Here is a 12,436-nt window from a genome sequence, read left to right as displayed (position 1 = left end):
TTCCTATGCGCATCTACGTCAGGGATCGCCCTGACACTGCTACTGCCCGAATGCCGCTGCTGGGCGAGGTCGATGTCTATGAGTCTTTCGAGGCCATCATCCGCCTCAACGCTGTCGGCACCTGGTCTCTGGACATCCCGGCCAGCTCGCCATCGGCGACGCTGATCAAGCCGGGTCGGGGCGTCGTCATCTACACCGAGGACGAGCCGTACCTGCCTGTCATGTCGGGGCCCATCCGAAAGATCCAGGTCACCTGGTCCAAGGACGAAGCAGGCAAGGGCACCATCGGGGTGACCGGTGTTTGCGACAACTCGATCCTTGAGACCCGTGTGGGTCGCGCGACCCCGCGCCGGCCCCTGGCCTACGAGGGTGCGGGCGCAAACGCCAGTGACCTCGCCCTGGACTGGGCGCCAACCGTGTTCGACGCCAACGGCAACGCCCGTGCACCTCTGAACTCGGCTGAGTTCATTTGGGCCCTGGTCCACGAGAACTTTGTTCTTTCCACCATCACAGGTGACGTCGATGTGAGCCGAAGGGTTCAGAACTTCCACGTCCCCAAGAACTGCCCTGCGGCTTACTCGGCCTATCCAGCCGACACTCTGTGGAAGGGCTTCCCCATCCACATGTCGAGCATCGCCGAGACGGTGTTCGCTCTCGCCGATCTCGCCGGGTACCGAATCCAGTGCCGCTGGCAGCCAACCCCGCCTTCCGTGCAGGCCGCCGGCACGCAGGAGGGCCTGTACCTCAACATTCTGCGCGTCGCCGACCGGAGCAACACGGTGGTGTTCGGCAGGGATGCCGGCAACCTGACCGGCTACACGCTGACCAGCTCGGCCCCGGATGCGACCCGCCTGTACCTGGGCGGCAAGACGACCGAAGGCAACCGTCGCTTCTACACCTACAGGAAGAATGATCTATTCGACCCTGCGGGGTGGAAGGACTGGGACTCCAAGGACAGCCGGGGCAACCGGCTGACCCCTGCGGAGTGGAGCGACCCGTGGGGCCGGCAGGCCATCGAGCAGGAATGGAACGTCAGCACCGAGCGGTATGTGGATGCACGGGACGCTGACTGGGCTTTCCAGCCTGACCCGTACTGGCGGTACGAGGCGCAGCCACCTGTACCCGGTTCTGCGGTCCTCACCGAGCTGGACAACCAGGCACTCCAGTTCCTTGTGGAGAACGGGCCCACAGGCGCGTTCACGCTGACCACGGTCAACACTCCGGACTGCCGGTACGGCAGGCATTACGACGTCGGCGACGACGTCCGGGTCCTTCTCGGCGACACCCAGTTCCTCCCCGAGAGCCTGTACGACTCGGACGGGATTATCCGTGAGCAGGTGCAGGAGGTTCGGATCGCCTCCTCGGCGGACGAGCCGTGGAACGTGTACCCAACGGTCGGCACACCCGACTCCAGCGAGACGCCCTGGTTCTACAAGCAGCTCGCCCGCGTTCGCCGTCGTGTCGAGCGCCTTGCGTCTCGTGAGGAAGCCGAGCCCCTGGACGGGCCTGTCCCTGACGCGCCGACTCTGGCGATCGTCACGGACTTCTGGGATGGCGGCGTGTCTGGCGACACGTGGAGCGTCACTCACCGGCCCCTAGCCGGCGAGAAGTACCAGATGCGGATCACGATCCCTACCGCCGACCCTAACGACCCTCGTTTCGTCACGACGAGCAATAGCGAGCCCACCCTTCAGTGGTCCTCGGACGGCAAGACGTGGAACAACATCCCTTCCTCGTCGGTGAAGGTTTCCGTGCAGAACTTCAACTCCTGGTACTTCACGCACACCTTCAGCGCGATCAACGAGACCCGCTTCTACCGGGCTCGCCTCACTCACGATGGTGTGGCGTCGCCTTGGGCGGATTCCGTGCCGAAGCTGACGGCTTCGCCCACTTCACTCAACACGAGTGGATCGGTGTCCCTGAACGCGCCTAGCGGCACGTACCGCAGGTACACCCGGTTCAACCTGACCGGCGCTGACACCACCTACGGCGAACTGGAAGTCCAGTACCTCAATGGTGGGACTTGGACGGCGGTTCGGACCCTTCCGACGTTCTTCGAGACGTCGTGGTCGATTCCGTTCGAGGTTCCGCTTTCCACATCGTTTTCCCTCCGCGTTGTCTCGCGGAACAAGTACCTAACCGGAACGGTCGTTGCCGTTTCCAACACCGTCACTGTCAACGTTGCATCTTAGAAAGGAGACCCCGCGTGGCTGATTTCAGCGAGACCGAGCGCTTCTATCCGTTCTCGGAAGGTCCCGGCGAGTTCGTCACTGAAGAGGACTGGGCCGTGATGGCGGAGGGGTTCCAGGATGACGGTGTGTACGGTCACCCTGGGACTTCTGATCTCACTATTGAGCCCGGCCCCGAGCCGGGAACCATTCGGGTCAACATTGGTGACGCGCAGCTTGGTGGCTACCACTACCGGCTGACCGCACCGAGGCTAATCGACACGGTTGCGAACGCTAACACGGTGGCTCGCGCGGACCTGGTGGTTCTTCAGCTCGACCGGACTGCACGCACCATCACCCCGACCCTGCTGCCTGGCACGAGTCTTGCGGAGATCGGCGCTGACCGGTGCCCGATCGGGCTGTGGACGCAGCCACCGGCTAGCCAGGTCACTGCCGAGAACTGGGGTACAGCGGCGGACGCTCGTTGGTTCATCGGTGCCCGCGTACGCCCCTTCATCCCTGCGGCTGTTCCACCGGCAGTGCCGGGCGGGATCATCCACAACCCCCGGGAAGAGGGGACCGGCTCGGTCTACCTTGGCAAGCTTGACGACAACGGTCAGCCCTACTGGGCGCAGTGGTATCCGATCGCTTCCGAGCGAATGGAAAGCTTCGAGGTCATCTCCCGCAGTGACCAGTCCACCAGCTCAACGAGCTGGCAGGTGGGCAGTGTGGCAGTGTCCAGCACCTTTGTTGCACCGCCTAGTGGCAACATTGCGGTCACGGTGTTCACCCAGTCCGAGGCTGAGTCCCCCGCTTACTCCTCGATGTCCTTCGAGATTCGAGAGAACAACGCAACAGGGGCAGTGTTCCTGGCCGCGTCTGACGAGTGGGCTGCTGGCAGCCAGGACCAGTACTGGGCGGGTTCGTCCCGCCGGAAGCTGGTCGTTGGCCTGACCCCGGGTGCGACTTACTTCATTCGCACGATGCACCGGTCGAGCACGTCCGGCAGGACGGCCTCGTTCTTCTTCAGGTCCCTGCTGGTTGAGCCCGTTTACACGGAGGTTGCCCCTGGCACGCCCCCGGAGGGCGGGCTTGGTGTTGATCCTTCGACGGTTGTCCTGACGGCTGGTGGCAGCACGATCCGTGTCCCGGACGGCAACACCGCTACGCAGGCCATGAGTATCCGTATCCCGGCCGGGGATCGTTCGACGGCCCCGGACACGTTCGGGGTTTACTACAACACCGGATCGGATGTCGCTCCGAACTGGCAGCGCACGGGCTACTTCAACGAGTACGGAGAGTTCAGGGTCATTCCTTCGGCTCCGTCCCGGACTCCGCTTCGGATCAAGGGTGTGTCTGGTCAGACGGCCAACCTGTTCGAGGCTACGGACCTGGACAACGTCGCCCTGGCCGGCGTGAAGCCAACTGGTGAGGTGTTCGCCCCGAACGTGGGCAACGCCAAGGTGAGTGCCGGCCCCGAGCCGAGCGGCTCGCGGCCTGGCGATATCTGGGTCGACCTGACTCAGTCTCCGCCGGTCGTGAACGTCCGGGTCTCCGGCGGCTGGTCGCCGATCACGGGTGGGTCGGTCGATCCCGATCCGCCTGCGGCTGCTCCTGGGTACGTGGACATGCAGAAGGCGTACTTCAACGACGTTGCTGCCTCTGTGCCGCTACCTGCCGGTGAGACGATCGTGGCTTGCCTCGCCTGGAACACTGCGGAGGCTCCTTCGGTGCCTCTGGGCTGGACGATGGTGGACGAGATTGTTGGGTCCAACCAGTCCCGGGCGGCCGTTTACACGGCCCCTGCCGGGGTGGGCTCGACAACCTTCGGGTGGACGGCGACGACCAAGATCTCTGTGGTTGCCCTCGGCTACTCGGCCTCGGTTGTCACCGCGCACGACAAGCTTTCGGAGACTGCGGCGGACACGTCGCACACTGCTCCAGCTCTGAACGTGACCACGGTTCCCGCCACACTGGTCCGGTTCTACTGGGACAAGGTCTCCAGCCCGACATCGTTCACTGCGGACGACACTGCCGCCTCGACTCGCGGCGTGCAGCTCGGTACCGGTGGCGGTGCCCCGTCTGTCCTTGCGACGGACCAGGGGGTCACCTCGGCCGGCACTGTTCCGGCGGCGAACGCCACTACGGGTGGCGCCTCCGGACAGGCGGGCGGATTCTCGCTCGCTCTGAAGGCTGCCTGACATCTCTTCATTGAAAGGCCCCGCTTCGGCGGGGCCTTTCTCATATCTAAAGGCTCCCGATGACTGAACGACAGAATTCCGAGGGCGGGGTCTTTGTCAGCACCGAGAAGATCTACGACCTGCTTCGCCAGTCCATTGACCAGACGAACGAGCGGATGACTGAGATCCGCTCCGATATCCGCTCGATGGCTGAGCAGACGAACGAGAACAAGTCCGAGATCCGGGATATGAGCGGCCGGGTTCGGACCCTCGAAGACAAGCTCAACAAGCTGCCGTGGACGAACCTCACGGCGATTCTCGCCGCTGCGGGCAGCCTGATCCTCGGCTACCTCAAGATCACCGGCAACTAAGGAGATCCCATGGGGAGTGTTGACGCCTTCATTGAGGAGGCTCTATCCCACAACAACTACCTGGAGACCCCGGTCAACCGGACCATGTTCGGTCAGTGGTACGGCTGGAATGGTGTGGCCTGGTGTCACATCTTTGTTTCTTATGTCGCAGCTCATTCGGGCAGCGCTGACCTTGTTCCGCGTACGGCTGGCTGCGAGGCCGGCTGGAGCTGGTTCCGTGCCCGTGGCCAGTTCTTCCGGCGCGGAGTGAAGACGCCACGTAAGGGCGACATCGTCTACTACGGCGCTTCGGGCGGAGACCACGTCGGCATCGTGTACGCCGTTGACGGCAGTCACATCTACACGATCGAGGGCAACACCTCGAACTCTTCGGGCTTCAATCCGAACGGTGGCGGAGTTCATAAGAAGAAGTGGCCACTGAACTATTCCCGGATTTACGGCTACGGCCGTCCGGCCTTTACAAACGACGAGGAGGTTGGTCCTGACATGTACGTGTCTCTTGGCTCGTCCAAGTGGACTGGCAAGCCCAAGAAGGGCGAGTCGCTTTACCTGTGCTTCGACAAGGAGTACTCGGACGCTGAGCATCAGCACGGCGACGGCAAGGCGTATCCGACCATTCTGACGGCTGCCGCAGACTACGTTGCGACTGTTGGCCTTGCGGTGTACGGCCTCAAGGACGGCGAGTCGTGCTGGGTCCGCTTTGTTGAGGTTGAGAAGCAGAAGAACGGAAGCTTCAAGATCACTGAGACGGGTCCGACCAAGACCATTCGGAACCGGGATGCCTCGGGAAGTGTCGTCTACGACGCGCTGACGGTTGCGGACACGATGGGCAAGAACCGTCGACTTCGTATCCAGGTGGGCGGGTTCCCGCGTGACGGCATCACCGTCCACCCCACATCCCTCAAGCTCCACGGCTGGAAGAAGTGAGTCCTATGGGTCAGCACTCTGCCCCCGACGTAACCGTTCAGGACGTCGACCTGTCCGACGAGGCTGTATGGATCTATGACGATCTCCTCCCGGATCTCCTGGAGGACGGCAAGCTCAACGCGGCGAACGCCGGCCACGCCAAGAAGGTGGGTCTGTCCCTCGCCGAGGGCCTGGCCCTCACTGTGGCCCTGACAGCCGGCCCCGCTGTCTGGTCTGAGATCCAGGGCGGAAACCTGGACGTCCCATCGCTGCTGATGGTGGCCTACACCTACGGTGTGGCTGCTGCTGGTAGCTACCTGCGCAAGCTCAAGAAGTAAGAAGGAAGCCCCCACCCTCACGGGTGGGGGCCTTTTTGCGTTCTGGGGTTACCTGGTTTCCCCGGTCCACTGTTCGCGCCAGTACTCCCGCTGCCGCTCGTGCCAAGCCTCGTGCTTAACGAGCGACTCTCCCCTGACGAGTGCGAAGCACTCCTCACACTCGACGGTTGCGGTCTCGTCCACGTCGTCTCCGCTGTTCGGGGTTACTTGATGGCCGCTTCGGCGAGCTTCTGCCCTGCGACGTCCGTGAAGTAGAGGTGGACGAGCTTGGCCTTGGTGGTGAAGTGCACGACACCCTTCATGTTGACCCCCGGGTCGATCATGCTTGTCTTCACCTCGTTCGGCTCCCCCGTCACAATGCTCCTGTACTCGGTCTTCGCCGTGTCCAGCGCCTTGAAGTAGGCCGGGTTGACGTCGAGCTGCTCGCCGCTGGTGTTCGTGAGCTTGACCCTGATCACCCCCGCCTTCACGGTTGCAGCCGTGAGCTGCACACCTGGGTCCGCTGTCCGTGTCTCCTGTACCGGAGGCGGGGCCTGGGAGGGCTCGGCAGTCGACCCACCGGCCGAGCTGCACGCGGAAAGGCCGAGGCAGATGATCAGAGAGATTCCGGCGACACGCTTCACTGCTATCCCCTTGTCCGGGGCCCCGCGACCCCCGGAGGAGATAGTAGGTGATCTAACCGACAACCCCGGCCCGTTTCCGGGCCGGGGCTCTCATCGGCTACTTGCGCTTGAAACCGCCACCCATGGACGGGGCCTTCGGCGCACTCGGGGCCTTGTACGTCGGGGCCTTGGGGGCTCGGTAGCTCGGAGCCTTCGGCCGGTACGTCTTGTACGCCCCGTGCCGCTTCACCGGGTGGCCGTCGTGGTCGACCTCGATCTCCACACCGCCGTTGGAGCCACCACCCGCCGGGGCCGGGTCTGCGGTGCAGGCCGCCGCGACGATGCCCACCGCCGCCAGGGTCGTCACCACGGCGAGCGCGCCGGCCAGAGTCTTGTCAGTGCTGTCCATCAATTCCGCTCCTTAGATACAACAAAGCCCCGCCCGGTTGGGCGGGGCCTTTCTTCGTTTCCGGGTCCAGCTACTTCCGCAGGACCCGCCTCTTGCCATCCCAGTTGGTGATCAGGTTGAGGTCGCTGATCGCCTGGCCGGTCCGGTCGGCCAGGGCTTGGAAGATCTCGGACGTCTGCTGGAAGACCTCGGGTGCTTCGGGCGTGGTCGCCGCCAAGGCGAACTCCGCTGCCCGGTCTTCCATCCGGCACCGGAAGACCCCGAATGCTTCTGTGAGCAGGTCCAAGTGGTTCTCAAGGAAGTCCTCGGGTGTCATGCGATCAACTCCTCGTAGACCTCGGCAGCCTTGGTCATGTTCGGGTAGTACTTCGTTCTTTCCACGACCTGAGTGAGCGCGTTCTTGCGGCCGACGAACCATCGACCGGCAGACCGTTGAAGCGTGTAAACGAACCCACCCCGGTAGGTGGCTTGGACGTACTCGACCTCGTCCGGGATGTCTTCCTTCCAGGTGGCAGCCATGACCCTCCTATTCGTTCACGAGGTGGTCGAAGGTCGCCTTGGCGAGCCTCTGGTTCGGGTAGAACCGTGTGCGCGCGGTGTTTCCGGTGGGGGCGTGCGTGCGCATCACGTACCACTTCCCGCTGAAGCCCCGAAACTGGTAGACGTAGTCGCCTCGTCCGGTCTCCTCCTGGACCTTGTCGTAGTTGTGCGGGTGCCAGACCTTGCGCTCGGGGAACGACTTCCACTGAATGGCGTCTTCCACGTACTCCTCCTTGTTGATCCGCTCCAACAGAGCGATCGGCAGGTACTCCTCGCGCCCGTCGTCCAGGGCGACGAGCGTGTCTCCGTCCTGGCGCCTGCCGAGGTTGGTCCCCTCGGACCCCTGACGGACGTTGTTGTGTGGCATGAGCAGCCGGACACGGCTGCCGCCCCAAATCGCGTTTCCGCCGTGGACCATCAGTCCTCCTTGGTGCGCCAGTCCTGCCGCATCTTCTTCCGGAGGTAGCGCTCGTGCTCGGCCATCGCCCGGCCGTGGAGCCGCTCGTAGTCGCCCACCGATCGGCCGATGTTGTTCAGGACATCGGTCATGATCTCGGGGAAGCACTGGAGACCCAGCTTCAGGTACAGGCCCGCCGCCGCACTGGAGAGTGGCGCCTGAAGGCTCGCCTCCGACAGAGCGAAGATCAGCTCCGCACCTGTCGCCGGCCTGGTGTCCTCGCCACGGCCTCGCCGGTCGAGCAGCTCCCGGCAGTGAGCCCGGTAGAGGCTCTCGGCCTTCATCTCCGGGTGGCTCGGCGGGAGGAGGATGAAGCTGTTCCAGATCGGACCGTCGCCCTCCCCTACGGGCTCGTGGAAGCGCTTCTGCGCGGCCTCGATCTCCTCCTCCGCGATCTCCATCAGCTTGAACAGGGGCGCAAGGTGTCCTTCGAGCGTCTCGACAATCTCGTGCAGTTCCATGAGCTTCCTTTCGTCCGGACATGGAAAGGGGCCGGGCGCTAGGCCCGGCCCCAGAAGAAAGATCCGACTAGAAGTCGCCCTCGGCGACCTGCAACACGGTGAGCCCCAGTTCCTCGCGCCACATCTTCACGACCGAATTGCGGTCGTCCAGGACCGCGAGAGGCTTGCCGTAGAAGGGGAAGACCTTCTCCTCGTACAGCTCCCGCTTCACAACGGTGTCCGGGCGGTGGTCGCCGTCCTGCCGCATCAGCAGCAGCTCCCCGATCGGGCCCACGTAGAGATCGAGCCACTCGCTCGTCTCCCGGTAGCACACCGACGAACGCCCGGACAGGTAGAAGATGGTGTGCCCCGCCGAGTCGAGCGCCCGGACGACCTCGATCACCGGATCGTTCGGAAGATCCTCACCGACCCTCTTCCAGTCGAACGGGTGCCGGACGTTCGGGTCCTCCTCGTTCCGCTTGGCCACGGTTCCGTCGATGTCGACCAGGAACAATCCCATTAGCTGCCTCCTCAGTTGGTTGACTTGTTGCCGGGCAGGGTCACCCGGAGAATGGCGAGCTGGATCTTGGCTCGCTCTGCGTGGGCCATGGTGTTGTCCAGGGCCTTCTGGATGCTGTCCAGGTCGAGCATCTCCGGCGTGTCGGTCACGCCCTCCATCTCGTAGGACAACGTCTCGGCGAAATCCGCCGCCGTTTCGGCGTGCTCCTTCAGCACGTCCGCGATGACGCGGGCCTGCTGCTTCCATTCGGGCAGGTCGACTGTGCCGGTCATCCGCCCTCCTTTCAGTGCTGTATCTGGACATGACAAAGGGCGGCCCGAAGGCCGCCCCTCATCAAATCCCTACACAGCTACTCCTCAACGAGCATCGCTTCGCCGCAAGGGCAGGCGATGTACCCGATGCGGTCGGTCCAGTAGTCGATCCACTTACGACTCACCCGGGTCACGTAGAACTCGGGCGAGCCATCTTTCTTCTCTCCATGCGCCACGGGGCACGTAGCCTTGATCTGCCGGGCTGTCTGCTTGGGCACGTACTGCTGCAAAGCCGAGTGCGGGTACGGGCCGAGGCCCCGGCGAACCATGTCGCCGAGGACCTCGCGCAGTTCGTCAGTGGCGACCGTGGCCGTCATCTTCCCGGTGAGTCCCAGCGCGGTAGCGAGCTGTTTAAACGCGGCCCCGTGCCCGGCCCCGTAGCCGAGCGTGGCGTGCACCAGCTCGTGAATCACCACGTCCAGGACCCTGGTCGGGTCACTCAGGTACGGGTGGACCAGGACGTGAGGGCTCCCGTCCTCGCTGGTGTGGTGGCACTCTCCGATTCGCTTGCCGGAGCGACCCCCGGTCGCTGGAAACGAAACCGAGACGTACAGGTCGGGGATCTCACGCTGCTGCTCGCTGAACCACGGGCGCATCAACTCGACCCCGTGCTTCAGCCATCCCTCCCTTGTTGTGTGGTGCATCGAAACCCCCTTCCAGCTCCAGGCCGTCCGGCCCGAACGTCGTCACGTAGTCGGTCATGCAGGCGTCACCACAGAACTCGTGTGCCAGGACCAGCGGCCGGCGCTCCCCACACCAGGTGCACTTGTCCCGGTGTGAGGTCTCATCCGGGTCGTCCTCGACGGACTCTCCGTTGACCACCACCGAATCCACGACGTCCCGTGTAAACAGGTCGTGCGCGTGCTCCTCGAAGTGCCACCAGTCCGGGTTGGCGTCCAGCCATGACTTGGCCTCGTCCGACTCCCGGGCGAGCCGATGGTTCTCGCTGATACGCCACCGAACGTCGGCATAGGCTGTGGTGGTTGGGATGGACATCCCCTCGTTGGGGAGCCCGTCAGGGCCGATCTTGTGGAAGATGCCGGATCGACCGTTCACCTGTTCGTCGTTGCTTCCGGTGGCCCCCCATACCTGCCTGGCGTCACGCCGCACGGCGTAGGGGTTACCGAAGACGTCTTTGAGAAGCCACAGCTCATTCCAGCGGGACGCAGATTCTCCCTTCTTGTGGAGACGGTCCCGCACCTTCGACTTGGTTGCCTTCTTGCGGTTGGCTTCAGCGCCGCAAGGTTTGCACCTCTTGGGCTTCTTACCTCTGCCCTTCCATTCCAGGGCTTTTCCGCAGTCCTGGCACTTCAGCTCGATCAAACCCGCGCCGCCATTTCTTCCTCAGCCCTCGCAATCTCACGGTCCAAGTCATCCTCGGACGCGATCTGTTCCGCCCTCCGGATCTCCATGTCGAGGTCGTCCTCGATCAGACGGAGGTACATCGGCGGACGTCCACCGGACGACTCGCCACGGAATCGCTCCACCTGCGGGAGCTGAAGCAGCGCCTCGTTGATTTCCTTGACCTTGATGTTCCGCCCGACCACGTCCCAGACCTCTGTCATGGACATCGGGATGGACTCAAGCGTCTCCGGGTCCCGGTTCATCTCCAGGGCGTGCAGGATCTTCTGGGAGATGGAGTCCCCGCCCGTCACCTCGGGGAGGACGAACCGAACGGAGTCAACCGAGTACTTGATCAAAGCCAGTGCGCTGTCCAGGTCCTCGACGTTGATCTCGTCCCGCTTGTCGGCGAGGGCGTACAGGGCGCTGATCCTGATCAGGTAGGCCAGGCTCCGCTCGGCCATCTCCGACAGGGCCTCGTTGTCCTCGGTGAGGGACTCGACCACTGGACGGTGGACGGCCTCGAACACCGCTGCGACGTCAGCCGGCACCTTCACAGTCGGCCGCGTCTCGCGGGCCCACAGGCCCATGGACAGCAGCTCCTTGGCCACCATCTCGATCACAGCCGACGAATCGGGCCCACCGAAGACCGGAACGGTCTTGGACTTCTCAACGAAGATCGCAAGGAACCGGTTGTAGGTGCCGCCGGTCGCGTCCTTCGAACCAGTGATCGCCCCCCAGTTCTTGGGCTGAACGTGACCCACGAACCCGAAGTGCGGATTGTCAACCTTGAAATCTGCTTTGGCCGTCTTGTGGGCAAGGGCTTCCCCGTCCCACGACTTGCGGAGGTAGACGCCCACCTTCACATCGCGCTTGGCGTTGTTGATGAAGGTGTCCATCTCTTCTTCGAGCACGAACAGCGGGTTTCCGTTGTGCTCGGCCAACTCAGCCATCATGCCGAGGCCCGTGGCTGGGATTCCGTGGACAACGTGCTCCCCGGCCCAGCCCTTGAACGCCTGCTTGATAACCGGCATCGAGATTCGGGCGGTGGCGCCCTTGCGACCGATACCTGACTTGCCCACCAAGACGAACCAGGTAGCCAGAGGTGAAGTGCCTCGGCCAGTCTCGACCCGCACTTCCGGACCCAGGTAACCGCTGAATGCGGACATCAGCGTCACCATGACGCCGACCTTCGCGCCTTCCGTGTACGGGTCCAGCTCCTCGGCCAGGAGGCCGAAGGGGTTCGCGAATGCGGCCTCATCGATCTGAGGCGGGACTCGCTTCTGACCCATGACCATTCCCTTCTCTTAGAAATTCGGGCGGACACAGCAAAGGACCGCCCCGAAGGGCGGTCCCTCACTGAATGCGTCCGAACTACGCTGCGGTGTCGGTCTCCTCGTGCAGCGGGTGCCACTTGTCCCCGAGGGCGATTGCCTTACCCCACGGATGCGACCCGTCCTGCTGGTTCTGCACGGTGCCGGCCCAGTACCCCTCCTGCTCCGTGAAGCGGATCCCCAGACGTCTCATGACCGTGGTGATGGGAATGTTTTCGTAGGACTCCGGGACGGGCTCACCGAGGTTGATGAACGCCTGCCCGAACAGGCAGGAAGGCTTCCTCGGGAAGGTGGACGGGTTGTAGTAGCAGCTCCCCTCCGGGTACTCGAAGTCCGGCCGCTCCGCCGCGAGCTTCCGCACCTCGGCCTCGATGTCCTTGAACGTGATGTCGGTCATTTGTCTCTCCTCAGCAATCGCAAGCAACAACGTCGTACGCTTCGGGACACAGTGAGAACCCGCAGTCGTCACATGTGCCAGGGCAAGAGTCAGAGCCACAGCATTCGTAGTCCTCGACCTCG

At 63.5% G+C, this 12,436-nt stretch carries 17 protein-coding genes; 5 read left to right on the top strand and 12 right to left on the bottom strand.

All coding sequences use genetic code 11. The features are described 5' to 3' along the window. The first annotated feature begins 5 nt into the window (after positions 1-5). Genes AB0C87_RS24940 through AB0C87_RS24920 form a run of 5 tightly spaced genes read left to right on the top strand, consistent with a single transcriptional unit; the run spans position 6 to position 5,963 of the window. Entirely contained in the window at positions 6-2,192 is a 2,187-nt protein-coding gene (locus tag AB0C87_RS24940; protein ID WP_360579741.1) for a hypothetical protein, read from the top strand. Between the two features lie 14 nt (positions 2,193-2,206). Then, positions 2,207-4,369 carry a hypothetical protein gene (locus AB0C87_RS24935; protein WP_360579740.1) on the top strand — a complete coding sequence of 721 codons (2,163 nt, stop codon included), beginning with the start codon at positions 2,207-2,209 and terminating at the stop codon, positions 4,367-4,369. 59 nt (positions 4,370-4,428) lie between these two features. Further along, a complete protein-coding gene (locus AB0C87_RS24930) occupies positions 4,429-4,719 on the top strand; it encodes a hypothetical protein (RefSeq protein WP_360579738.1) in 291 nt (96 codons plus the stop codon). Positions 4,720-4,728: 9 nt separating this feature from the next. Further along, entirely contained in the window at positions 4,729-5,646 is a 918-nt protein-coding gene (locus tag AB0C87_RS24925; protein ID WP_360579736.1) for a CHAP domain-containing protein, read from the top strand. A gap of 5 nt (positions 5,647-5,651) precedes the next feature. Next, the gene (locus tag AB0C87_RS24920) at positions 5,652-5,963 is read left to right on the top strand and encodes a hypothetical protein (RefSeq protein ID WP_360579734.1); all 312 of its coding nucleotides are present in this window, start codon (positions 5,652-5,654) and stop codon (positions 5,961-5,963) included. Positions 5,964-6,166: 203 nt separating this feature from the next. Here the strand turns inward: AB0C87_RS24920 and AB0C87_RS24915 are convergent, their stop codons facing one another. The 12 genes from AB0C87_RS24915 to AB0C87_RS24860 all read right to left on the bottom strand — a co-directional run bounded on the left by AB0C87_RS24915 (position 6,167) and on the right by AB0C87_RS24860 (position 12,314). Beyond that, the gene (locus AB0C87_RS24915; protein WP_360579732.1) at positions 6,167-6,421 is read right to left on the bottom strand and encodes a hypothetical protein; all 255 of its coding nucleotides are present in this window, start codon (positions 6,419-6,421) and stop codon (positions 6,167-6,169) included. Positions 6,422-6,683: 262 nt separating this feature from the next. Further along, a complete protein-coding gene (locus AB0C87_RS24910) occupies positions 6,684-6,974 on the bottom strand; it encodes a hypothetical protein (RefSeq protein WP_360579730.1) in 291 nt (96 codons plus the stop codon). A 70-nt stretch (positions 6,975-7,044) separates the two neighbouring features. Beyond that, a complete protein-coding gene (locus AB0C87_RS24905) occupies positions 7,045-7,290 on the bottom strand; it encodes a hypothetical protein (protein ID WP_360579728.1) in 246 nt (81 codons plus the stop codon). After that, entirely contained in the window at positions 7,287-7,493 is a 207-nt protein-coding gene (locus AB0C87_RS24900) for a hypothetical protein (protein WP_360579726.1), read from the bottom strand. Before AB0C87_RS24900 ends, AB0C87_RS24905 begins: the two co-directional genes overlap by 4 nt. A gap of 7 nt (positions 7,494-7,500) precedes the next feature. Continuing rightward, positions 7,501-7,932 carry a hypothetical protein gene (locus AB0C87_RS24895; protein ID WP_360579725.1) on the bottom strand — a complete coding sequence of 144 codons (432 nt, stop codon included), beginning with the start codon at positions 7,930-7,932 and terminating at the stop codon, positions 7,501-7,503. Continuing rightward, positions 7,932-8,432 carry a hypothetical protein gene (locus AB0C87_RS24890; RefSeq protein WP_360579723.1) on the bottom strand — a complete coding sequence of 167 codons (501 nt, stop codon included), beginning with the start codon at positions 8,430-8,432 and terminating at the stop codon, positions 7,932-7,934. The genes AB0C87_RS24895 and AB0C87_RS24890 overlap by 1 nt, the downstream gene beginning before the upstream one ends. 67 nt (positions 8,433-8,499) lie before the next feature. Further along, positions 8,500-8,931 carry a hypothetical protein gene (locus AB0C87_RS24885; protein WP_360579721.1) on the bottom strand — a complete coding sequence of 144 codons (432 nt, stop codon included), beginning with the start codon at positions 8,929-8,931 and terminating at the stop codon, positions 8,500-8,502. A gap of 11 nt (positions 8,932-8,942) precedes the next feature. Then, a complete protein-coding gene (locus tag AB0C87_RS24880) occupies positions 8,943-9,203 on the bottom strand; it encodes a hypothetical protein (RefSeq protein ID WP_360579719.1) in 261 nt (86 codons plus the stop codon). A gap of 77 nt (positions 9,204-9,280) precedes the next feature. Then, the gene (locus AB0C87_RS24875) at positions 9,281-9,658 is read right to left on the bottom strand and encodes a hypothetical protein (protein WP_360579717.1); all 378 of its coding nucleotides are present in this window, start codon (positions 9,656-9,658) and stop codon (positions 9,281-9,283) included. A gap of 148 nt (positions 9,659-9,806) precedes the next feature. Continuing rightward, complete coding sequence (locus tag AB0C87_RS24870; RefSeq protein ID WP_360579715.1) at positions 9,807-10,565, bottom strand: hypothetical protein; 759 nt, start codon at positions 10,563-10,565, stop codon at positions 9,807-9,809. Continuing rightward, positions 10,562-11,875 (bottom strand): DUF3987 domain-containing protein, encoded by a 1,314-nt coding sequence (locus AB0C87_RS24865; protein WP_360579713.1) that lies wholly within the window; start codon positions 11,873-11,875, stop codon positions 10,562-10,564. Before AB0C87_RS24865 ends, AB0C87_RS24870 begins: the two co-directional genes overlap by 4 nt. Positions 11,876-11,957: 82 nt before the next feature. Continuing rightward, complete coding sequence (locus AB0C87_RS24860) at positions 11,958-12,314, bottom strand: hypothetical protein (protein ID WP_360579711.1); 357 nt, start codon at positions 12,312-12,314, stop codon at positions 11,958-11,960. Between the last annotated feature and the right edge of the window lie 122 nt (positions 12,315-12,436).

It is taken from the genome of Actinomadura sp. NPDC048021 (assembly GCF_040653135.1).
In the GTDB taxonomy this organism is placed as follows: domain Bacteria; phylum Actinomycetota; class Actinomycetes; order Streptosporangiales; family Streptosporangiaceae; genus Spirillospora; species Spirillospora verrucosospora.
This window is presented reverse-complemented; position numbering and strand designations above follow the sequence as displayed.